Source organism: Methylobacterium sp. AC315 (assembly GCF_979253755.1).
Genome location: NZ_CEEDEA010000008.1, coordinates 219046 through 242028, shown reverse-complemented (window position 1 = coordinate 242028; position 22983 = coordinate 219046). Strand labels below are relative to the sequence as shown.

Here is a 22983-nt window from a genome sequence, read left to right as displayed (position 1 = left end):
ATCAGGTCTATCAATCAGGCCACACCATACTTTAAACCCGTTAAAAAATGAAGCGCTTTGTCCATAAAAAATCTCGGATCTGCGCTTTTCCAGCGCTAAAATACGTTTCTTTAAGAAACCTAATTTTGGTGCGATGAACAAAATCGGCTCTCGATTGCAAAATATGGAGACCTACAGCGAGATTAATCTAATAATTCCGCAGACTAATCGCCAATTCTACATAACGCCCTAGATTTTTTGCATCGGATACGCCCATCGCGCACCGAAGACGGGCGCGAAGTCAGAACAGGTCGATGCCGGCCAGAGGATCGTCGTCGTGCAGCCGCGCCGGTGCCGCCTGGCCCAGCAGGCGGTGGGACATCCGCTCCCGGACCTCGCCGAGGGTACACCCGGCGATCATCGCGGCCGCCCAGTCCCGCTCCGACCCGGCGCCGGCCTCCGGGGCCGCCGGAAGCGCCCGCAGGATCGCCTGCAGGTTCTGCATCCGCTGCTTGGCGAGGTCTTGGAACTGCATGGCCACGATCGCGCCCGAAACGTCCTGGGTGATCGCCTCGGTGGTCTGCACGGTCTGGCTCAGCACGCCGGCGAATCGCGAACTCTGCTCGACCAGGGCCTGCATCACCAGGCGGACCCGGGCGTCGGCGTTGCGGCTCTCCTCCGACATGTCGATGGTGGCGATGTCGTGCAGCAACGCGTGGCTGCTGCGCAGACCGGTGGCGATCGAGCCGATCTGCCGCTTGATCACCCCCGACAGGGCGTTGATCGTGCCGGCGAGGCTGCGGACCTCGTCGGCGACCACCGCGAACGCCTTCCCGGCCTCCCCGGCCCGGGCCGCCTCGATCTTGGCGTTCAGCGCCAGCAGGTTGGTCTGGCGGTTGATCTTCTCGATCTCGGCGATGCTGCCGTCCACGGAGGACAATTCGCCGAGCACGCCGTTCAGCGCATCCCCCATGGTGGCGCCGCGCGACGCCATGAAGCCGATCCGGTCGTTGAGCATCGCCAGGATCTCGCCGAGCGCCCCCGCGACCTCGGCGAGCGGCCGTTCGGCCCCGTCGATCCGGACCGACTGGACCGCCGTCACCAGCCCCTGCACGATCTCGGACTGGCCCCGCGTCGTCGTGGCGATCCGCTGGAACCGGTCCGACACGCCGTGCACGTCGGCCTCGACATCCGCCGAGATGATCCCGAGCTCGTCGATCAGCGCATCCAGGGTCCGGCGCTGGACCTCCGACAGGCCGAGCCGCGCCTGGAGCACGTCGGCGGCCGCGCCCCGGCCCTCCGGACGCACCACCACAGGCTCGGCGGCGGTCTCGGCGACGGTGTCGGCGACGGCGTCGGCCCGGTCGGACTCTTGAGCCGCGCGCGGATCCGCTGCGTCCGCCCGAGCTGTCCTGAGATTCGCGCGCCCCCAGAAGGCCATCACCGTGTATTCCTCGGACTCTGCCAGATCTTGCCGGGGACAGGCTTGAACGCAGGACTATCAATCATCGGGTTCCTAGCCGCGTCATCTGAATGAAAAGTTATGCTCCGGGCAGTCTGACCTCCGATCATGCAGATGATGTGACTCATTGTGCTTTGAAGCGATCATCATCTCAAGAAACGTCAATATCAATACAAGCCGCGTATTGGTGCTGAAATACAGTCGGATACCAGTCACAGCCGAACCGGTATGCCGAAATAAAACCAATGAATTCGGCAAATATAAAACCGCTTCGCCGGTCCGGTCGAGCAGTTTTCAACAGGAATTGCAGCGCGACGGGTCGGACAATCATGGCTGTTATGGTCAGCTCAAGGAAACTTTAACGGGCGCGACTCTTTATGCGTACGGCTGCAGCCAGTCCGGCCGCGCCTCAGCAGCGGATTGCTCATGGCCGAACACCTCACCCTCACGATGCCGGCCGATTGTACGCTGCGGACCGCGCAGGCGCTCCAGGACGATGTGCTGGCCGCCATCGAGGGCGGGTCGCGGCTCGTGCTGGATTGTGCCGCGATCGAACGGACCGACATCACCTTCGTCCAGCTCGTCGCCGCGGCCGCCCGGACCGCCGGCCGGCGCGGCCTCACCCTAGACCTGACCAACCTGCCCGACCCGGTCGTGACGGCGTTCCGGCGCGCCGGCATCGCACCGCACGCCCCGTTCGACGCCGCTCCCGCTCTCTGATCCCAGGACCGCGCCCCACCATGGCCACCGTTCTCGCCGTCGACGATTCGCCCAGCATCCGGCAGATGATCAAGATCGTGCTGAGCCCCGCCGGCCACACGGTGATCGAGGCCGCGGACGGCGCCGAGGGTCTCGCCAAGGCGAAGGCCGGGGCGATCGACCTGGTGATCACCGACCTCAACATGCCGGTGATGAACGGCATCGAGATGATCCGGCAGCTGCGCACCGTGCCGTCCTGCGCGGGCGTGCCGATCCTGTTCCTGAGCACGGAATCGGACGAGTCGGTGAAACAGCAGGCCAAGTCCGCCGGCGCCACCGGCTGGATCACCAAGCCGTTCAAGCCGGAACAGCTCCTGGCGGTGGTGTCGAAGCTGATCCGGGCTTGAGCCGCCGCCTCTCCCGAGCGGTCCACCGGATGCACACAACAGGGCCGTTCGGCGGCAAGCCTCGGAAACGCAACGCGTTTCCCCCGCCCCCTTGTGACTGCGGGTCAGACAGGGGAGAATTTTAATCTCCGCTCAGGGCGGACGGCTCAGTCTTTTTCTCGTGACGACCTGACCGATACAGCCCCGCGCCGTCATTCCGGGGCTGCGCGGCGGAGCCCGGGATCCAGAGACGCCGGCGTATTAAGCTCCTGCACCGACGGCGGTTCTGGATCCCGGGCTCGCCTGCGGCGCCCCGGAATGACGGCGCGGGTGATCGCGTGTGGGACCCACCCTCGGGAGATGAATCGTCCAGCCCGTGTAACCCCGATCCCGCCGCGTGCGGGAATCCACAGGCCCGTGTGGATGACGGCGGCAGCGGCAACGTGGGATCGGAACGGGGACCCGACCGGCACGTTGACCGGCGCAATCACGAACCAATCACGGCGTCTCACACAGTTCGACACAGCGGGTCGGGTACAGAATGGGCGGTCAGCCACCAGGGTCCGGAATGGCTGCGCCGCCGGCGGCCGACCAGGCGGGAGATCCGTCGCACGGGGCCGCTTTGACGGGCAGCGTCGCGCTGGGCGACAGCTTCCGGCGGTTCGCCGACGTGGTGCCGCTGATGCTGTGGCGCTCGGACGAGAACGGCCACGCGGTCCACCACAACGAGTGCTGGCTGGAGTTCACCGGCCGGCCCCTCGAAGAGGAGCTGAGCGTCGGCTGGCGCAGCGGCCTGCATCCCGAGGATTTCGAGCGCCACGCCCAGATCGTCTCGGAGGCGTTCGCGGCGCGCTCGCCGTTCACGGTGGAATTCCGGCTTCGGCGGCACGACGGCGTCTACCGCTGGCTGCTCGACACCGCCCGCCCGCTCGTGGAGGACGGCCGGTTCCAGGGCTATCTCGGCACCTGCTTCGACATCACCGACCGCAAGCATGCGGAGGAGCATATCGAGCAGGCGCTCGCCGAGAAGGAGGCGCTGCTCGCCGAGGTCTACCACCGGGTCCGCAACAACCTCCAGGTGATGGTCAGCCTGATCGGCTTGTACGGGCGGGCCGCCCCGGAACCGTGCCGCGGCAGCTTCGAGGCGCTGGGCCAGCGGGTGCGGGCGATCGCCCTGGTACAGCAGCACCTGCACGAGGCCCCTCACATCGCGTCGATCGACCTGCACGACTACCTGCACCGCCTGGCCTCGGGCCTCGGGCAGCTGCGCCGGGCCGGACGGATCGGCGTGCAGGTCGGCGGCTCCGGGACCGGGCTGGTCGAGCCGCGCACCGCCAACGCCCTGGGCATGATCGTCGCCGAGATCGTGGCCGAGTGCCTGGACGCCACCGCCGAGCACGTCGCCTGCTCGATCGCCATCGAGATCGAGCGCGCGGAGGGGCAGCCGCTGCGCGTCTCGATCGTCTCCGGGGTGAGCGAGATGGCCGCCACCGGACGGTCCAACATCCCCAAGCTCGGGCCGCGCCTGATCGCGGCCTACGCGGCCCAGGCCGAGATCCAGGTCGCGGGCGATGCCAGCACGGCCACGCCCCTGATGCTGACCCTGCCGCCGACGCAGCCGCCGGAGACCTGATCTCCGGCGCCGCGCCCCCTGGTGGTTCGCACGGGAGTCGCCAGATCTCCCCCAGCGCCGTATAGCGGCCCCGCCCAAATCCGGATCCGGTCCACCATGGTTCCCCCGATCGACACCATCGTCGAGAATTTCGCGTTCATCGACGATTGGGAAGAGCGCTACCGCTACCTGATCGAGCTGGGACGCGCCCTGCCGCCGCCGGACCCGGCGCTGCACGCCGAGACCAACAAGGTCCAGGGCTGCGCCAGCCAGGTCTGGATCGACCTCGACGTCGACCGCTCGGACTCGGAGCCGCGCCTGCGTATGCGCGGCGACAGCGACGCCCACATCGTGCGCGGCCTCGTGGCGCTGATGATCGCGCTGTTCGACGGCAAACCCCTGCGCGAGGCCGCGGAGACCGACGCGTTCGCACTCTACACCAAGCTGGGCCTGGGCGAGCACCTGACCCCGCAACGCTCGAACGGCGTCCGCGCCATGGCCGACCGGGTCCACCGGGATTCGGTGCGGTTCCTGGGGGCCGAGGCGTAGGATCGGGCCGACTCGGCCGGCCCCTCACCCGCGCGGGCTGGCGCATTCCCGCATCGCCGGATGCAAAGGGTGAAGCCGAGACCCCTCCGGCGTCCGCACCGGTCCCCCTCACGCCCGCCACAGCCGCAACCGCCCGTGGTCCGGTCCGGTCGCCTCGCGTGCCAGGCCGTAATGCTCGGCCAGCCGCCCCAGGGCGATGCGGACCACGACCTTGGCCGAGCGGGCCGGCCAGCGGCGCTCGGCCTCGATCCGCTCCAGGCCCTTGAGGAAGCCGCACAGGTCGATCAGCAGCCCCGACAGGTCGCCGCCCACGGCGTCGAGGGCGCCGCGGACCCGCTGGCGCGCGGCGATCACCTGGTCGGAGGCGGCGGCCGGGTCGCGGGCGCTGCCGCCGTCGACCCTGGGGGCGCCGAGTTCGATCCCCATCCGGGGCAGCATCGCGGCCGTGGTCATGTCCCGGCGCAGCCGCTCGCCGGCCTCGAAGGCGGCCGGGTCGATCAGCGGTGCGCCGTCGCCGCCCCGGCGCCGGACCATCCAGGCCAGAGGATTTTCCGAGGCGTTGCGCAGGGTCGGCTCCGGCCCGCTGCCTGGCTCGACCGTGAGATCGTGGTGCTGGGCCAGGAACGCCATCCCGTCCGGGGCCGCGCCGCGCCGCAGCCGCGCCTGCCCGGCCGTGCCGAGCGTCAGCCGGGTGCCGCCCGGGTTCCAGGCGGCGAGGTCGGCCTCGACCAGCGCCTGCCCGGCCGCGCAGGAGAAGCGTCCGCTCCCCACCGAGACCCCGTCGCCGCCGCGGCGGACGAGCAGCCCGTCCTCGGTGAGCGGATCCGGCCGGGCATAGGCCCCGGCCTCCCCGAGCCGGGCCAGAAGCCGCGCCGCCTCGGACGTCAGGAGCGTCCCGGCCGTCCCACGCGCCGCCGCCTTCGCCCGGCTGGACTTCGCCTTTTTGTTCATGTTTTGTTCCAATCCCGGTACGCAAGGCCCGTCACCACGCCTACCGGCCGATCGGCCCGATTGTCAAGGCTTATTTACCTAATACGGGATTCAGGTCCGACGCTGTCCCGTCGGCGGCCGGCGGAGGATCTCGGCGATCTCCGCCTCGGACTTGCCCCGGACCGCGTAGCCCAGGTCTTCGAAGCGATCGATCAGCGTTGCGCTGTCGGCGGCGGAACGCGCGGCCCATTCGGAGAGGGCGGCGTTCACCCGCACGATGTCCTCCGCGGGATCGCCGTCCTGCGGGTCGGGAATGGCGTTCATGCTCAGCACCTCGGCGCCGGACGGGGGTTCGATGGCCTCGCAGGAAGCGCGCCATCGCAACCCAACGTCCGACGGCGTCCCGGTTTCCCGGCTCGCGGTCCCGGTCGGCTCGCCCTCAGGCGGCGCTCCGGAAGGCGTCGGGCCGGCCCAGCCCGATCGCCTTGGCGAGTTCGGAGCGGGCCTTGGCGTAGTTCGGCGCCACCATCGGGTAATCGGCGGGCAATTTCCACTTCGCGCGGTATTGCTCGGGGCTCATCCCGTACTTCGAGCGGAGATGCCGCTTGAGCGACTTGAACGTCCGCCCGTCCTCCAGGCAGACGATGTAATCCGCCGTCACCGAGCCCTCGACCGGGACCGCCGGTTCCGCCCGCGCGTCCACCGGGCCGGCATGGTCCTCCGCGACCCGTTTCAGGGCCGCGTAGACATTCCCGAACAACGGCCGCAATTCGCCCACCGGGACGGCGTTGTTGCTGACATAGGCCGCCACGATATCGGCCGTCGCACCGACGAGATCGATCCCGTTCCTGTTCTCTTCCACCACGTCCCCCCGATTTCCTAAGAAGCGTGCGTCTCGCTTCTGCCCTCGCCAGTTCAAGCAGCGCCTGATGCAGGCATCGGGACAGAGTGGCACCCGGCACAAACAAGCGGCCCCAGGCCGGGAGTGCACCAATCGATCCCTCATACGAAGGTACAACAGGTGGTTTTGTATTACAAGTTAGAACATCATTACGGATACGCGTCGATGTTTCGGTTGCGCGATACTTAAAGTTCCGCCATCCCATCTAGAAGTAGACCGTCATTTTCTTGAAACCTACCTAAAGTTATGTCCTGGCCGGTTCCGGCGTCGCGGCGGCTTGCGTCCCGGCCCCGGGCGGGACACATCCCCAGACCGGGCGTGACGGAACCCGGCGGGAGAGACGATGACGGATATCGGGCGCGGCCTTCTTGCTCACCGGACCGGGGCGCCGGTCGCCGAGATCCGGCCACGGCGCTTCAGCGTCCACGGCCGGGAGATCGTCGACGACTACGCGTGGTTGAAAGCGGAGAACTGGCAGGCGGTCCTCAAGGACCCCGCCGCCCTGCCCGACGACATCGCCGCCTATCTCAAGGCCGAGAACGCCTTCGCGGAGGCCGCGCTCGCCGGCGCCGCCGACCTGCGCAAGAATCTGGTCTCCGAGATGCGCGGCCGCATCCAGGAGGACGAGAGCGGCGTGCCCGATCCCGACGGGCCCTACGCCTATTACACCCGCCACCGGGAGGGCGGGCAGCACCCGCTGGTCTGCCGCCGGCCCTCGACCGCGCCGAACGTGCCGGAGTCGGGCCCCGACCCGGACGAGACGATCCTGATCGACGGCGACCGCGAGGGCGAGGGGCTGCCGTTCTTCGAGATCGCCGCCGCGGTCCATTCCGACGACCACGGCCGGCTCGCCTGGAGCGCCGACACCAAGGGCTCGGAACTCTACACGATCCGGGTGCGCGACCTCGCCACCGGGCTCGACCTCGACGACCGGGTCGAGGCCACCTCCGGCGAGGCGGTCTGGGCCGCGGACGGACACAGCTTCTGGTACGTGGCCCTCGACGCCAACCACCGCCCCGCCAAGGTCATGCGCCACCGGATCGGCACCGGGCAGGCGGACGACGAGACGCTCTACACCGAGGCGGATGCCGGCTACTTCGTCCATATCGGGCGCACCCAATCGGGCGCGTTCCTCGACGTGACCGCGAGCGACCACGAGACCTCGGAGGTCCGGCTGCTCGACCGGCACGCGCCGTCGGCCGCCCTGCGCCTGGTGCAGGCGCGCGAGCCGCTGCTGATCTACGACGTCGAGCACCGGGGCGACCGGCTCTACATCCGCACCAACGCGGACGGCGCCGAGGACTTCAAGATCGTCACCGCGCCGCTCGACGACCCGGGCCGGGCCAACTGGACCGACCTCGTGCCCCACCGGCCCGGGGTGATGATCCGCCACCTGCACCTGCTGGCCGGCCACCTGGTCCGCCTCGAGATCGAGAACGCGCGGCCGCGGATCATCGTGCGCGACCTCGCGGATGACGGCGAGCACACGGTGGCGTTCGCCGAGGAGGCCTACGCGCTGGGCCTGCGGGGCGGCCACGCGTTCGACACGGCGACGATCCGCTTCGTCTACTCGTCCATGACGACGCCGTCCGAGACCTGGGACTATGCCTGCGACAGCCGCGAGCGGACCCTGCGCAAGCGCCAGAGCGTGCCGTCCGGGCACGATCCGGCCGCCTACGTGACCCGCCGGCTGTTCGCCACCGCCCCGGACGGCGAGCAGGTGCCGATCTCGCTCCTGCACCGCCGCGACCTGGCGCTCGACGGCTCGGCGCCGCTCCTGCTCTACGGCTACGGCTCCTACGGGACGCTGATGCCGGCCAGGTTCCGCACGAACCTGCTCAGCCTGGTCGACCGCGGCTTCGTCTACGCGATCGCGCATATCCGCGGCGGCACCGAGAAGGGCTGGCGCTGGTACCTCGACGGCAAGCGCGAGAAGAAGCCCAACACCTTCACGGATTTCATCGCCTGCGGGCGGGCGCTGATCGCGGCCGGCTACACGGCCGAGAAGCGCATCGTCGCCCATGGCGGCTCGGCCGGCGGCATGCTGATGGGCGCGGTCGCCAACCTCGCCCCGGAGCTGTTCGCCGGCATCGTCGCCGACGTGCCGTTCGTGGACGTGCTCAACACCATGCTGGACGCGGAATTGCCGCTCACCCCGCCGGAATGGCCCGAATGGGGCAACCCGGCCGAGAGCGTGGCGGCGTTCGAGACGATCCTGTCCTACTCGCCCTACGACAACGTCGCCGCCAAGGACTACCCGGCGATCCTGGCGCTCGGCGGCCTCACCGACCCGCGCGTGACCTACTGGGAGCCGGCCAAATGGGTCGCCCGCCTGCGCGCCACCCTGACCGGCGGCGGCCCGATCCTCCTGCGCATCAACATGGAAGCCGGCCACGGCGGCGCGGCCGGCCGCTTCGACCGGTTGGAGGAGGTGGCGCTGATCTACGCCTTCGCGCTGATGGTGGTGGGGAGGGTGTAGGGGCGCTACCTAAAAAGCTATCAGGATTGCAAAAAATTGAGCATTTTTGCAATCCTATGGCGCAGATTGCGCAAGATTAAATTCTTAGGCAACATTTAATTCGCCACACCCAAGTTCAGATGACAAATGACGAACATAGACCTCATGCTGCGGGTGACCAAAATTCTTTCGATGATCAATCAAATGATCTGTCAACGCATTCTTTGCGTCGTCAAGCTTACCTAGCTTCCAGTAGATCATCGCAACATCAAGCAGAGGAGCCGATGATATTTTATCTTTTTTGTATATAGATTCGGTTAGCTCTTCAATTATTGTGTACCGCGAACAAAATCTATTCAGAAATGGTATGCCAAACTCATTTATCAAGCAAATCGCTTTGTCCGTCAATAAATCAATATTATCAGATAGGTCCCACCAGATATCGTCATTCGACGCAATTAAACTGAGCCGGCGGCGAATCTGACAATGCGTGCAGTTCACGGAATTACGAGAACGTAGCTTAAAGCTCATTCTTTCGAATACTTCCGGCACAAATACAGCGATTTCTATGGTAAATTTTCCGTATAAATTTGGTCGCAGTTACAATATTTCCGTAGGAGATGGCGGCCCGACATTATATCTTCCCGCCTGGAAATCGATTAAATGCTGAATATCGCCATCAACCAATCTCATTAGACTTCGTCTTCTACTACGAAAATCGAATGATTTTATATTTTCAAATACATTTTTTTGAATTTTATTGAGCACTTGAACATGCTCTGATCCATATATCATTGAACTCAAATCCAGATAGGACAAATGATGGGTTAATATATTACTCGGATCGTTATAAATACCGCAAAATCGATCAGCCTCAAACCTTAAATTGCTTAGTTGGAGCAGCCATTTCGATATGAGGCGCGGAACACCACAAAATTACCTCAGGGCAATAAAGTCGTAAATTTTGCAGTCGCTGAATTTGCGAAACGTCGGATATACTTGATTATGGCCGTGCTTCCGGCGGCATTGCATCCTGAGGATGTGCGACCGCAGGGTTCTCGTTCGCTTCTCCTCGATCACGCATCTGTCGCGCCGCGTCCGCCGCCGCCTTGTCGGCGGCGGCCTTGAGGGCGGCGGCGCGGGCGCGGTCCATCTCGATCCGGGCCCGGCGGCGCTGGCGCTCGACCTGGTCGGCCTCGGTCAGCTCGATCGTGTCCAACTCGCGCTGGAGCACGAAGGCGGCGAGCCCGTTCGACAGGGCGCCGACGTCGAGCACGCGCTCGGGGGCCGCGAGGGACCCGGTGAAGCCGAGCTGGACGGCCGGGGGGCCGGCGCTCCAGCCGCGGGGGACCGGGCCGCCGGACAGGAGCCCGCGGGCGTCGAGCCGGCCGCCGCGCAGGTCGTAGCCGAGGGTGCCGGACCAGCGGGCGGCCCCGAAATCGAGGTCGAGGGGCCCGGCCCGCAGGACCCCGCCCACGAGGGTGGCCGGGCTGCGCGCGGGCGCCTTCGCCTGGGCGCCGGCCTTCGCGAGTTCCTCGGCCACCAGGGCCTGGAGCCGGCCTTCGCGGAGGGGATCGTCGATCTCCACCGCCCGGGCGAGCGCGCGACCGAGCGACGCCGGGTCGGCCCCCGGAACGCTCAGATCCTTGAGGGTGAGGCTGCCGCTGCCGGACAGGTTGTCGGCGAGGCCCGGGGCGGTCTCGGCCGTGGTGACGAAGCGCGCGGACGCGGTCAGGCGTCCGCCGATCGGACCGCCGGCCAGGGCGGAGAGGGCCACGTCGTCGAGGGCGCCCTCGCCGGTGACCGACGCCTCCGCGCCCCGACGGGTGAGCGTGGCCGAGCCCGCGATCCGCCCGCCGGCGAGCTTGCCCGTCAGGTTGCGCAGGGTCAGGACGCCGTCCGCAAGGCCGAGGGCCAGGCCGGCCTCCGTAGCGGCGAGGCCGCGGCCGAGGTCGAGGGTCGCGACACGGGCCTCGAGCGCGAGGGGGGCGAGCGCCTGCGGGACCGGGCCGAAGCGGTCGGCCTTGGCCGGATCCGGTGGCAGCAGCAGCGCCGTCGCCAGCTGCGGCACCGACAGGCGGTCGAAGCTGAGCCGGCCGCGCAGCGCCCCGCCCGGGGCCCGCTGCAGCCGGCCGCCCAGGGCCGCGCCCGCGACCGTCCCGGTGGTGTCGGCGGCGATGTCGCTGCCGTCCTTGGCGAGGACGAACGTCAGGTCGGCCGGCCACACGCCCGGCGCCAGGCGCGCGGCCCCGGCCAGGGTCAGGAACGGGGCGAGGTCGGCGGTGGCGGCCCGGATCTCGCCGGCCCCCGGCAGGGCGTCGGACCCCACCAGGATCGGCCGGGCGGTGGCGAGCTTCAGGCCGGCGAGCGTGCCGTCGACGGTCAGCGCGAGGATGTCGGCGTCCGGCCGCTCGGCGCTGAGGCGCAGCTCGGCCGGCTGCTGCAATCCGGGGATGTCGGTGCGCCCGAACCAGAGACCCGCCCGGGGGGCCGCGAGGGTCGCGGTTCCGCCCTCGATCCGCGTGCCGCGGCTCGCCAGCGTCAGGTCGAGGGTGCCGCCGCCGGCGCTGCCCTTGATCTGGCTGCGCAGGGCGTCGGACGCGCCGCCCTCCCGGTCCAGGGTCACGGCGAGGTCGAGGGGTGCCTCGCGCAGGAACGCGGGCAGCAGGCGGATCTCGCCGACCCAGACCCGTTCGAGCAGGCCGAGCAGCGGGGCCGCCACGGGGGCCTTCAGGCGGCCGGAGACGCGGCCGGTCCCGTCCGCGCCGATCCGGCCGGACAGCTTGGCGCTGGCGCCCGCGAGGTCGGTCACATCCAGGCTGTCGACCACCAGGCTCGACCCGTCCGACTGGATGCTGGCCGCGATCGTGCCGTTGCCGGAGCCGGCGGGCCCGTAGCGCACGTCCTTGGCCTCCAGCGTGAGGGCGAGGTCGTGGTCGCGCAGGCTGCCGAGCGTCGTCCCGAGCGGCGGCAGGGCGGCGATGTCGATGCCGCTGGCGCGGATCTGGGCGTCGAACCGCCCGCGCGCGCCGGCTTCCGCGGCGGTGTAGCGGGCGTTGCCGGTGACGCGGGCCGCCCCCAGCGCGAGGCGCAGGTTGCGCACGGACAGGCTGGAGGCGGCCGCCGCGAGGTCCGCCGCGGCCTCGACCCTGCGCCCGTCGAGGAGCGCGGTCAGGGGGCCCTCGACGCCGAGCCGGCGCAGGTAGCGCCCGAGCGGGTCGGAATCGGCCGCGACCAGCGCCACGGGACCGGTGAGGCGCAGCGGCGCCGCCTCGACCTGGCCGCTGACGGTCAGGGTCGCGTCGCCGGGTCCGGTCGCGGTCAGGCGGCGCAGCAGCAGGCCGCCCGCGCGCTCGACGGTGCCGGCGAGCGCGAGGTTCGACCATTCCTCGCCGCCCAGGACCGCGCTGCCCACCGACAGGTCGAGGTCGAGCATGGCCGGCAACCCGGCCCCGGCGCCCGGCAGCCCGCGGCCGATCAGGTTCTGGCCCTCCGGGGAGGTCAGGAAGGCGTCGAGGTCGAGCCGGCGGGCCTCCAGGGTCAGGCCGGCGCGCCATTGGCGCAGGTCGAGCCGTCCGGTGCCGCCCAGGCGCAGCGCCCGGCCGCCCGGATCGATCGCCAGCTCGACGCCCTCGAACCGGACCTGGGTGCCCCGGGCCTTGAAGCTGCCCCCGAGCGAGAACGGCAGGTAGGGGCCGGCCGCCTGGGTCGGCGGGCCGACCACCAGGCGGGCCGAGCCTTCGGACTCGATGACCGCCCCGTCGGACTCGGTGGGGACGAGGCCCAACCGGGCGTCGGCCTCGAAGCGGGGATGCGCGTCGCCGCCGCCGGCGATCTTCACGGCGAGCCGCCCGTCCGCCCCGGGGGTCCCGCTCACCGCCCGGAACGGGACGCCGCCGCTGGTGCCCTCGACCCGCCACGGCCCGACGAGCGCGGGGGTCTGCAGGTGCAGGTCCTGGACGTAGAGCTGGTCGGTCCGGCCGGTGGCCGGCACCTGGGTGGTCACCAGGAATTGCTGGACGTGCAGGTCCTCGATGGCGAAGTCGCGGGCGCGCAGGGCCTCGCCGAGATCGGGCGGGATCCGCAGGGCCTCGCTGGCCACCACCGGGAGCTTGATCTCGGCCCGTCCGATTCGCGTCTCGGTGAAGCGGAACTCGCCCTTCAGCAGTGGCGTCAGGGCGATCTCGGCCTTGACGAAGCGGGCGTCGAGGGTCGGGCGGGCCGGATCGGCCCCGAGATGCAGGCGGTCGATCCGCAGCCGCGGCGAGGGCAGGAGCCGGACCTCGATCCGGCCGTCGGTCCGGGCCGGCACCCCGAGGGACCGCGTCAGGCCCCGGTCGACGAGCGCGCGCTGGGCCTGCCAATCGATGACGGGCGGAACGGCCAGAGCCGCGACGAGAACCAGGATGACGGCGCCCGCCAGCGCGGTCAGAAGATCACGCACGCTACCCGTTCCGCACTCTTTTCCGCGCGGGCCGGCACCATCGCGATGCCCCGCCGTCGCGTGCCCCCCTGGGCAACCTGTCACCGGCCATAGCACGATAAGTCCCGGACGGCGCCAGAGGCGCTGCCGGCCGCGCCCCGCACGGGCGATCCCCCCTCGGAGCTGCAGCGGCTCCGGACCGAATGGCCTCGACGCCGTTCGCGATTTGGTCCAGGGAAGCGGAATGCAGAATGGCCCGCACGCGCAGCCCGCCGGGGACGGCGCTCCGACCTCCATCGCCGCCCGCGCCATGGGCGCCCTCCGGCGGGACGCCGCCGCCTATCTCGAAGGGCTCAACCCCGAGCAGCGCCGCGCCGTCGAGGCGACGGAAGGCCCGGTGCTGGTGCTGGCCGGGGCCGGCACCGGCAAGACCCGGGTGCTGACCACCCGGATCGCCCACCTGATCGCCACCGGCCGCGCCCGCCCGTTCGACATCCTGTCGGTGACCTTCACCAACAAGGCCGCCCGGGAGATGAAGCTCCGGATCGGCGCGCTGATCGGCCCCGCCGGCGAGGGCATGCCCTGGCTCGGCACCTTCCACGCCATCGGCACCAAGATCCTGCGCCGGCATGCCGAGCTGGTCGGGCTGAAGTCGGACTTCACGATCCTGGGCACCGACGACCAGCTGCGCCTGATGAAGCAGGTGATCGCCGACCAGAACATCGACGAGAAGCGCTGGCCGGCACGCGCCCTGGCCCACACCATCGACGGCTGGAAGAACCGCGGGCTCTCGCCCGATCAGGTACCCCCGGGCGAAGCCGCGTCCTTCGCGTTCGGCAAGGGCGGCACGCTCTACACCGCCTACCAGGCCCGGCTCGCGACGCTGAACGCCGTCGATTTCGGCGATCTTCTGCTCCTGTGCCTCAAGCTCTGGCGCGAGAACCCGGACGTCCTGGCCACCTACCAGGACCGGTTCCGCTACATCCTGGTCGACGAGTACCAGGACACCAACGTCGCCCAGTACCTGTGGCTCAGGCTGCTCGCGCAGACCCGCAAGAACATCGCCTGCGTGGGCGACGACGACCAGTCGATCTACGGCTGGCGCGGCGCCGAGGTCGACAACATCCTGCGGTTCGAGCACGATTTTCCGGGCGCCGTGGTGGTGCGGCTGGAGCGCAACTACCGCTCCACCGGGCACATCCTGGCCGCCGCCTCGGGCCTGATCGCCAAGAACGAGAGCCGGCTGGGCAAGACGCTGCGCACCGAGGACGAGCCGGGCGAGCGCGTCACCGTGACCGGCGCCTGGGATTCCGAGGAGGAGGCCCGCCAGCTCGCCGAAGCGATCGAATCCCTGCAATCCAAGCAGCACCCCCTGTCGGAGATCGCCGTGCTGGTGCGGATCTCGGCGCAGATGCGCGAGATCGAGGACCGGTTCGTCCAGCTCGGGCTGCCCTACCGGGTGATTGGCGGTCCGCGCTTCTACGAGCGGGCCGAGATCCGCGACGCGCTGGCCTACCTGCGCGTCACCATGAACGTCAGCGACGACCTCGCCTTCGAGCGGATCGTGAACACGCCCAAGCGCGGCCTGGGCGACGCCACCCTGCAGCAGCTCCACACCTTCGGCCGGGCCAACCGCCTGCCGCTGCTGATCGCCGCCCAGCGCCTGTGCGAGACCGACGAGCTGAAGCCCCGGGTCCGCGCCACCCTGCGGGCGCTCACCGAGAGTTTCTCGCGGTGGGCCCGGCTGGTCGAGACCCAGCCGCACAGCGAGGTCGCCCAGACCATCCTGGAGGAATCCGGCTACACCGAGATGTGGCAGAAGGATCGCTCCGCCGACGCCGCCGGCCGCCTGGAGAACCTGAAGGAATTCGTCCGCTCGATGGAGGAGTTCCCCGACATGGCGGCCTTCCTGGAGCACGTCTCCCTGGTGATGGAGGCCTCCGAGGCCGAGGGCGCCGAGCGGGTCTCGCTGATGACGCTCCACGCCGCCAAGGGCCTGGAATTCGACACCGTGTTCCTGCCCGGCTGGGAGGACGGCCTGTTCCCCAACCAGCGGGCGCTCGACGAGAGCGGCCGGGCCGGCCTGGAGGAAGAGCGCCGCCTCGCCCATGTCGGCCTCACCCGGGCGCGCAAGCGGGCGAAGCTGTCGTTTGCAGTCAACCGGCGGATCCACGGCCTGTGGTCCTCGACCATCCCGTCCCGGTTCATCGACGAATTGCCGGAATCGGCCGTCGACGTGGTCGAGGCGCCCGCGCATTTCTCGGCCGGCGCCTCGCGGTTCGACCGCAACCCGACGCCGTTCGGATCGAGCTACGGCACGCCCGGCTGGCAGCGCGCCCAGGCCAACACCGCCTCCGGCGCCGGGAGCCGGTCCGGCTTCGGCACCGCGCCCGGCGGACGGTCGGGCGGCCCGCGCCAGATCGAGGGCGAATTGATCGCCAAGTCGAGCGGTACGCCGTCCGCGTTCAAGGACGGCCAGCGGGTCTTCCACATGAAGTTCGGCCCCGGGACCATCGCGGGCGTGGACGGCAACAAGCTCACCGTCGACTTCGACAAGGCCGGCCGGAAGATGGTCCTCGACAGCTTCATCCAGGCTGGATCGAGCTAGCCCCGCCGACCGGGCCCGGGCGTTCGCGGGCCACAGGGTCGGCCGGCTTCGCCCGTGCTGGCCGGACGAAGCGCGGTCGTGCCGGATGGCCGCGCCCGCCCGTGTCCCCGGCCCTCGACCTGATGCCATCTTGCCAGCGTCCCGGCATTTCCGGCGGCGCGGCACCGACCGTCACCCCCCGGTCACACCCGCCGCGCAAACGTCCCGTGCGAATCGCGTTGGTGCGACGCTTGCACAGCGTATTCGACCCCGGGCGAGGCGGCGTGACGCTCTCCACAGGCGAATAGCACGGGGCGGAACCTTCGGCATGGCGCCGGAATTAGTTTCGGAATAGTGTAACTCCGGGAGCACCAAGGTAAACGGCAGTTCATCGACAGATCCAGGTTGGCAAGTCCCGTTGGAGTGTTGATCCATGAAGCGACGCCGCACACGACTTGAACTGGTTGAAGACCGCACGCCCCGTATTCACCGCACCCGCTTCGACGAAGAACGCAACCTCAGCCCGATCCAACCGCTCACCGACCGCCAGGCCGAATATCTCGACGCCCTGGCCAGCGCCCCGCAGGTGATCGTCCTCGGGCCCGCCGGCACCGGCAAGACCTACATCGCCGGGACCCGCGCCGCCGACCAGCTCCGCCAGCGCCGCATCTCCAAGGTCGTGATCACCCGCCCGAACGTGCCCTCGGGCCGCTCGCTCGGCTTCTTCCCCGGCACCCTGGAGGAGAAGATCGCCCCCTGGGTCGCCCCGCTCACCGAGGCCATGAAGGAGCGCATGGGCCAAGCCGCCTTCGAGATCGCGCTCAAGACCGGCGACATCGAGATCGTCCCGTTCGAGGTGATGCGCGGGCGCACCTTCAAGAACTGCCTGGTAATCCTGGACGAGGCGCAGAACACCACCACCGCCGAGATCAAGATGTTCCTGACCCGGATCGGCGACGACTGCCAGGTCATCATCAACGGCGACGTCTCCCAGACCGACCTGCGCGAGACCTCGGGCCTGCGCACGGTGATGCACCTGATCAAGAGCCGGATGATGCCGATCCCGGTGGTGGAGTTCACCCGCGACGACATCGTCCGCTCCGGGATCTGCGCCGAATGGGTGAAGGCGTTCGAGGAAACGAATCTCTAACCCAGAAGTTGATGGCGGCGGGTCCTCGCGGGCCCGCCGTGCCCTCACCGGCACGAGACGACTCTCCGAACCTCCCGTCCGGGAGGATGAACCGGGCGCCATGCCCGGATATCAGAACATTGGAGTCTCCTCGTGAGGAAACTGACTTTCGCTTTCGCCGTGCTGGCCTCGCTGGGCGGTGCCGCCCTCGTCCAGCCCGCCAGCGCCGCCCCGGCCATGCCCTCGGCGATCGCCGCGCCGGACGCCGTCACCCAGGTCCGCGTGACGCCGATGGAGCGCCGTATGATGCATCGCCGCATGGAGCGCCGGATGATGCACCGGCGCATGGAGCGCCGGATGATGCGCCGGCACATGCACCGCCGGACGATGCGCCACATGTGATGCCGCGAAGCGGGGCCTCCGGGCCTCGCTTCCCCGCCTCCGGGCCTCGCTTCGCCGCCAGGACCGCGTTTCGGGCGTTGCTCCGCATCGAGCGGATTCCTATCTCGTGATCTCGAATCGCGCAGTCAGGCGGCCGAAGCGGCAGCCGGCCGATCCGGGAGACCACGATGCCCCCCTCGAACCGACTGTTCGACGACCTCGCCCGCCTGATGACCGACGCGGCCGGCGCCGCCCAGGGCGTGCGCCGCGAGGCTGAGACCGTGGTCAAGGCGCAGGCCGAGCGCCTCGTGCGCGACCTCGACATCGCCTCCCGCGAGGAGCTCGACGTGTTGCGCGACCTCGTGACCAACCTGCGGGCGCAGAACGACGCGCTCACCGCCCGGGTGACCGCCCTCGAGGCCAAATCCGGCACCGCCGCGGCCGGCGTGGCGGGGCTCAGCGAGGCGATCTGAGTCCGCACGGCAACGCTTCAGGCTTTTGCACAGGAAGCGCAGCCGACGATTTCGTTTCCTGTTCACCGAGCGTGACCTGCACTTTGTGTCGCGAGTCACGGCCGGTCTATAGTCAGGCATAGGGTGATTCGACGGCTGCCAGGCGATGTCCGCAGCGCTTTGACAGTCGATCGCGTCACCCCGGCCCGTCTCTGACGGTCGTAGCAAGTTCTCGGAGTGTTCTCACACTCCTTCTCGCGTCCCCGTCACGTCGGGCTGGATCGATTCCGGGCCGTCCCTTTGGATCGTCATGCCGCTTCTCCACGTCGACTTCCACGACCCTGACCGGAACGAGCATCCGCTCGACGTCGTCGAGCGTCTGGCGTCCCTGCGCGACTGGATCTTCGACCGGGCCGAGACCGACGAGATGTCGATCACCAGCCCCGGCCGGTGGACCGACTACCATGTGGCGTTCACCTGGATCGAGGATGTCGAGGCCCTGCACGTGGCCTGCGCCTTCGACCTCAAGGTGCCGGAGCGGCAGCGCACCGAGGTGCTGCGCCTGATCGCGATGATCAACGAGCAGCTCTGGATCGGCCATTTCGATCTATGGTCGAGCGACAGCGTGGTGATGTTCCGGCACGCGCTGCTGCTGGCGGGCGGCGCGGTGCCGACCCACCCGCAATGCTCCACCATGATGAAGACCGCCGTGGACGCCTGCGAGCGCTACTTCCAGGCGTTCCAGTTCGTGCTCTGGGCCGGCAAGAGCGCCCGCGAGGCGCTGGACGCCGTGCTGTTCGAGACCGAAGGCGAGGCGTGACGGCCGCCCCCGACGCCGCGCGGATGCCGCCCTCCCTGGTCCTGGCCGGGGCCGGCAAGATGGGCGGGGCGATGCTGGCGGGCTGGCTCGAATCCGGCCTCGATCCCCACGCCACCACCATCATCGACCCGGTGCCGTCCCGCGAGATCGCCGAGCTGTGCAGCGCGTGCGGGATCCGGCTGAACCCGGCGGAGGCCGAGCCCGGCGCCGTGCTGGTGCTGGCGATCAAGCCGCAGGGCCTGGAGGCGGCGGCCCCCGGCCTCGACCGGCTGATCGGCCGCGACACGCTGCTGGTGTCGATCCTGGCGGGCAAGACCGTCGCGGATCTGCGCGCCCGGCTGCCCCGGGCCCGGGCCGTGGTGCGGGCCATGCCGAACCTCCCGGCCAGCATCGGCCGGGGCGCCACCGGCGCCTGCGCGAGCCCGGAGGTGACGCCGGCCCAGCGCGACGCGGCCGACGCGCTGTTCTCCGCCAACGGCGCGGTGGCGTGGCTCGCCGACGAGGCCCAGATCGACGCCGTGACCGCCGTGTCGGGCTCCGGACCGGCCTACGTGTTCCTGCTGGCGGAGGCCCTGGCCGAGGCCGGGATCGCCGCCGGGCTCGATCCGGACGTGGCCCGGACCCTGGCGCGGGCCACGGTCTCGGGCGCCGGGGCGCTCCTCGACGCCAGCCCGGCCGAGGCGGCCGAGCTGCGCCGCAACGTCACCTCCCCGGGCGGCACCACGGCCGCGGCCCTCGACGTGCTGATGCGGCCGGACGGCCTGGCGCCGCTGATGCGCGAGGCCGTGGCGGCGGCCCGGCGCCGGGCTGCCGAGCTCGCCGGCTGACATCCGTGCGGCATCGCCGCGCGACGGCCCTGCCCATCGCCGCCGCCGTGCCTAGATAGGGGCTCGACGACCGACAGGAGCGGGCGACAGACCCATGACCGAGACCAGAGCCCCGTCGAAGCGTACCCGCAAGGGCGCGAGCACCCCGCAGGACGGTACGGCCCCGGATCAGGCCAGCCGGGCCGGCACGGCGCCGGAGACCTCCGCACAGCCCGAATCGGCGCATCCCGAATCGGCGCAGTCCGGCTCCGCGCCGAAGCCGTCGCCCCGCGAGGCGGCGGTCGAGGCGCTGATGCGGCTCGCCGCCGAGCAGCCGTGGAATGACATCGAGATCGGCGACATCGCCCGGGAGGCGGGTCTGACGCTTGCGGAACTGCGCGACCTGTTCCCGTCGAAGGGTGCGGTGCTCGGCGGCCTGACCCGGATCATCGACCGCAAGGTCCTGGAGGGCGACAGCGCCGGCCTCGAGGAGGAGCCGACCCGCGAGCGCCTGTTCGACGTGCTGATGCGCCGGCTCGACGCGATGACCCCCTACAAGCCGGCGCTCCGCCGGATCGCCTACGCGCTGCGCGGCGAGCCGCTGTCGATGCTGGCGCTCAACAGCGTTATGCTGAACTCGCACCGCTACATGCTGGCGGCGGCCGGGATCGACACCGAGGGGCCGCTGGGCCAGCTCAAGCTCCAGGGCGTTGTGATCGCGTTCGCCCGCGTCACCCAGGTCTGGCTCGACGACGAGGATCCGGCGCTCGCCCGGACGATGGCCAAGCTCGACAAGGAGATCCGCAACGGCGAGCGCCTCATGGAGCGCGCCGAGGATGCCCGTCGGCTGACCGCGCCGTTGCGCGCGCTCGGCCGGTCCCTCCTCGACCGGCGTCCCAGCGCCCGGCGCGCGCCGGACGGCGACGAGACGGATCCCGCGGCGGCGATCTAGCGCCGCGTTGGTCGGGACGTCGCAGAGCGACGCCCCGACCTTGCGGGTTTCATATCGCCCGTGAAAGGCGGAACGCACGCTCCTTCCCTTGCGGGGATGGGCAAGCGCCTCTTTGCAAGCGCTTGCCGCCGGACGCGCCGTACGAAGCCACGCGCGCCGCGTGCTGTGGTGCGTGCGACCAGCGCCTCCACCTCGGGATGGGGTGGAGGGAGGGAATCACCCGACAGCGGAACGAGCGCCCCGCGGCAGGCCGCGCGCCCGCCTCAGGCCGCCTGGATGCCCCGCAGGAAGCCGTCGACCTCCTGGCGGACCTTCTGGGATTGCGAGGCCAGCTGGGACGCCGCGTGCAGCACCTGCGTGGCGGCGCTGCCGGTCTCCCCGGAGGAGGCCAGCACCTGGGCCACGTTGGACGAGACGTCGCGGGTGCCGCGGGCGGCCTCGCCGGCGTTGCGCGAGATCTCGCTCGTCGCCGCCGTCTGCTGCACCACCGTCGAGGCGATCGAGCCGCTGATCTCGTTCACCGCCGCGATCGTGCGGGCGATCTGCTCGATCGCGGCGGCAGCCTGATGGGTGGCCGCCTGGATCGCCGCGATTTGGCCGCCGATCTCCTCGGTGGCCTTGGCGGTCTGCCCGGCCAGTTCCTTCACCTCGGCGGCGACCACGGCGAAGCCGCGGCCGGCCTCGCCGGCGCGGGCCGCCTCGATCGTGGCGTTCAAGGCCAGCAGGTTGGTTTGGCCGGCGATCCCCGAGATCGTCGTCACCGCGGCGCCGATCTGCTCGGAGGCGAGCCGCAGGCTGGCCATGGCGGTGTTGGTGGCCTCGGCCTCGTGGGCCGCGTGGCCCGCGACCTCGTTGGAGCGGATCACCTGCCGCTCGATCTCCTGCAGCGACGCGACCATCTGCTCGGCGGCGGCCGCCACGGTCTGGACGTTGGTGGAGGCCTGCTCGGCGGCGGCGCTGGAGGCCACCGCCTGGGTGTTGGTGTCGTCGGCGACCTGGGTCATCGAGCGCGCCGTGGCATCGAGTTCCGTGGCGGCCCCGGTGACGACCTCGAGCGAGGCGGCGACGTTCTGCTGGAAGGCGCGGACCAGCTGGTCGACCCGCTCGGCCCGGCTCAGGCGGGTCGCCTGCTCGGCGGCCTGGGCAGCTTCCAACTCGGCGCGGACGATGGCGTTCTGGCGGAACACGTCCACCGCCTTGGCCATCTCGGCCATCTCGTCCCTGGCCCTCGGCGCAGGAACCTCGACAGCGGTGTCGCCCTCGGCGAGGCGCTTCATCGCGTCGGTCATGCCGGCGACCGGCCGGATGACGCTGCGGGCGATCAGGAAGGCCAGAAGACCACCGACCCCCACGGTCAGGCCGATCAGGCCGATCTGCCCCCGCTGTGCACTCGCCACCGCGGCCGACGTCGTCGCCGAAATCTCGGCGACCTGGGACATCACCCTCGTGCGCGCCGTCTCGGCGTGCTGTTCGATCTTGTCGGTTTGCGACTTGATACCACGCTCGAAGGTCGCTTTGACGTTACTCGCCGCGTCGTCATAGGCAGTAACGGTGCCGGCATAGGTATCCAGCGCTTTGGCGATGGCCGTGACCATCGGCATGAGTGTTGCGCCGCCCGTCTCGAACGCCCGCAAGGCGGCGCGGGTCTGCTCGACAGCCTCCGCGAAGACGCCCCGATCCTCCGGACGCAGTCTGATCGTGAGGCGCGCGGCGGCGAGCCGGGTCCGCAGCACGGCGTTCTCGACCGCCTGAACCCGATAGATCAATGCGTCGTCGGCACGGTCGCGCGCCTCGGCGATCAGTGCGTCGGCGAAGCGCGTGAGCTGATCCCCACCCGCAAACATGGCGGTTCTGGTTTCGGTCAACGTCGAGCCGGCCGCCGCGAGTCGCTCCAGTCCCGGCCTCAGGGCCCGCGCCTCGTCGCGGATCTCACCGTAGATCTTGCGCCGCTCTTCACTCGGGGTCGCCACGAGGTGGTTGATGCTCGCGGCCTCGATCGCTTGGCGCATCTGCTCGATCGCGGCGACCTGCGCGGGATCCGACTCGAAGCGGTACTTCTCTGCGGCGCCGGTCAGGCGGAGGGCGAGGTTGCTGATCGCGAGGATCGACCGCGAACCTTGGTCCAGACGAGAGCGCGCGTCGTAATACCCGTCGATCGTGCTTTGCTGATGAAGCGAGAAGGCACCTATGCCGGCAGCGATCAGCACAAGCATCGCAAAGCCGGCATAGAGCCGGTGGCGGATTCCCAAGGTCACAGGCGTACAACTTTCATTGATGCGTACCATCGATGGGCACGGCACCCATAAAAGTCAGTCGAATGACATTCATGTGTCAAGATTAATTCGCAAATCACGATAATAGTTAAAAGATAAATTATCAAAATCTGATACTGGCGGGCCAATCATGCTTTGTGATGCGCCCCACATTCTCCAAATGCATGTTCGCCGCGTGCGTGAT

Annotated in this window: 19 protein-coding genes; 12 read left to right on the top strand and 7 right to left on the bottom strand. The window is 69.4% G+C overall.

What is annotated here, in order from left to right; genetic code table 11:
- Positions 1-280 precede the first annotated feature (280 nt).
- Positions 281-1420 carry a methyl-accepting chemotaxis protein gene (locus tag AC0IY0_RS16215; protein ID WP_471764623.1) on the bottom strand — a complete coding sequence of 380 codons (1140 nt, stop codon included), beginning with the start codon at positions 1418-1420 and terminating at the stop codon, positions 281-283.
- A gap of 447 nt (positions 1421-1867) precedes the next feature.
- On the opposite strand from AC0IY0_RS16215, the gene AC0IY0_RS16210 reads away from it, so the two are divergent.
- From AC0IY0_RS16210 to AC0IY0_RS16195, 4 genes are all read left to right on the top strand, one after another.
- Complete coding sequence (locus AC0IY0_RS16210) at positions 1868-2161, top strand: STAS domain-containing protein (RefSeq protein ID WP_147910407.1); 294 nt, start codon at positions 1868-1870, stop codon at positions 2159-2161.
- A 20-nt stretch (positions 2162-2181) separates the two neighbouring features.
- Positions 2182-2547 (top strand): response regulator, encoded by a 366-nt coding sequence (locus AC0IY0_RS16205; protein WP_147910408.1) that lies wholly within the window; start codon positions 2182-2184, stop codon positions 2545-2547.
- A 520-nt stretch (positions 2548-3067) separates the two neighbouring features.
- Positions 3068-4159: a sensor histidine kinase gene (locus tag AC0IY0_RS16200; RefSeq protein WP_187193426.1), complete on the top strand. Its 1092-nt coding sequence runs from the start codon at positions 3068-3070 to the stop codon at positions 4157-4159.
- A gap of 96 nt (positions 4160-4255) precedes the next feature.
- A complete protein-coding gene (locus AC0IY0_RS16195; RefSeq protein WP_147910409.1) occupies positions 4256-4687 on the top strand; it encodes a SufE family protein in 432 nt (143 codons plus the stop codon).
- Positions 4688-4795: 108 nt separating this feature from the next.
- Here AC0IY0_RS16195 and AC0IY0_RS16190 read toward each other — a convergent pair whose 3' ends face one another.
- The 3 genes from AC0IY0_RS16190 to AC0IY0_RS16180 form a co-directional block, all read right to left on the bottom strand.
- Positions 4796-5638: a DUF6456 domain-containing protein gene (locus AC0IY0_RS16190; protein ID WP_471764594.1), complete on the bottom strand. Its 843-nt coding sequence runs from the start codon at positions 5636-5638 to the stop codon at positions 4796-4798.
- 90 nt (positions 5639-5728) lie between these two features.
- Positions 5729-5941, bottom strand: a complete 213-nt coding sequence (locus AC0IY0_RS16185) for a hypothetical protein (protein WP_471764593.1) — start codon at positions 5939-5941, stop codon at positions 5729-5731.
- A 115-nt stretch (positions 5942-6056) separates the two neighbouring features.
- The gene (locus AC0IY0_RS16180; RefSeq protein ID WP_419830912.1) at positions 6057-6479 is read right to left on the bottom strand and encodes a Ros/MucR family transcriptional regulator; all 423 of its coding nucleotides are present in this window, start codon (positions 6477-6479) and stop codon (positions 6057-6059) included.
- Positions 6480-6861: 382 nt separating this feature from the next.
- Here AC0IY0_RS16180 and AC0IY0_RS16175 point away from each other — a divergent pair, with 382 nt between their 5' ends.
- A complete protein-coding gene (locus AC0IY0_RS16175; RefSeq protein ID WP_471764591.1) occupies positions 6862-8997 on the top strand; it encodes a S9 family peptidase in 2136 nt (711 codons plus the stop codon).
- Positions 8998-9081: 84 nt separating this feature from the next.
- On the opposite strand, the gene AC0IY0_RS16170 is transcribed toward AC0IY0_RS16175, so the two are convergent.
- Entirely contained in the window at positions 9082-9576 is a 495-nt protein-coding gene (locus AC0IY0_RS16170) for a DUF4304 domain-containing protein (protein ID WP_471764621.1), read from the bottom strand.
- A 403-nt stretch (positions 9577-9979) separates the two neighbouring features.
- Positions 9980-13420, bottom strand: coding sequence for an AsmA protein (locus tag AC0IY0_RS16165; RefSeq protein ID WP_471764589.1), 3441 nt, complete (start codon positions 13418-13420; stop codon positions 9980-9982).
- Between the two features lie 223 nt (positions 13421-13643).
- Here AC0IY0_RS16165 and AC0IY0_RS16160 point away from each other — a divergent pair, with 223 nt between their 5' ends.
- The 7 genes from AC0IY0_RS16160 to AC0IY0_RS16130 all read left to right on the top strand — a co-directional run bounded on the left by AC0IY0_RS16160 (position 13644) and on the right by AC0IY0_RS16130 (position 20526).
- The gene (locus AC0IY0_RS16160) at positions 13644-16007 is read left to right on the top strand and encodes an ATP-dependent helicase (protein ID WP_471764587.1); all 2364 of its coding nucleotides are present in this window, start codon (positions 13644-13646) and stop codon (positions 16005-16007) included.
- A 412-nt stretch (positions 16008-16419) separates the two neighbouring features.
- Positions 16420-17136, top strand: coding sequence for a PhoH family protein (locus tag AC0IY0_RS16155; protein WP_147910209.1), 717 nt, complete (start codon positions 16420-16422; stop codon positions 17134-17136).
- A gap of 132 nt (positions 17137-17268) precedes the next feature.
- Positions 17269-17517, top strand: coding sequence for a hypothetical protein (locus AC0IY0_RS16150; protein WP_147941189.1), 249 nt, complete (start codon positions 17269-17271; stop codon positions 17515-17517).
- A gap of 167 nt (positions 17518-17684) precedes the next feature.
- Positions 17685-17969: an accessory factor UbiK family protein gene (locus AC0IY0_RS16145; RefSeq protein WP_147910210.1), complete on the top strand. Its 285-nt coding sequence runs from the start codon at positions 17685-17687 to the stop codon at positions 17967-17969.
- Positions 17970-18258: 289 nt separating this feature from the next.
- Positions 18259-18768 carry a type III secretion system chaperone family protein gene (locus tag AC0IY0_RS16140; RefSeq protein ID WP_147856750.1) on the top strand — a complete coding sequence of 170 codons (510 nt, stop codon included), beginning with the start codon at positions 18259-18261 and terminating at the stop codon, positions 18766-18768.
- Positions 18765-19595, top strand: coding sequence for a pyrroline-5-carboxylate reductase (proC, locus tag AC0IY0_RS16135; RefSeq protein ID WP_471764584.1), 831 nt, complete (start codon positions 18765-18767; stop codon positions 19593-19595). Before AC0IY0_RS16140 ends, proC begins: the two co-directional genes overlap by 4 nt.
- A 94-nt stretch (positions 19596-19689) precedes the next feature.
- Entirely contained in the window at positions 19690-20526 is an 837-nt protein-coding gene (locus AC0IY0_RS16130) for a TetR/AcrR family transcriptional regulator (RefSeq protein ID WP_471764582.1), read from the top strand.
- A gap of 263 nt (positions 20527-20789) precedes the next feature.
- Here AC0IY0_RS16130 and AC0IY0_RS16125 read toward each other — a convergent pair whose 3' ends face one another.
- Positions 20790-22739, bottom strand: a complete 1950-nt coding sequence (locus tag AC0IY0_RS16125; protein ID WP_471764619.1) for a methyl-accepting chemotaxis protein — start codon at positions 22737-22739, stop codon at positions 20790-20792.
- Positions 22740-22983: the final 244 nt, after the last annotated feature.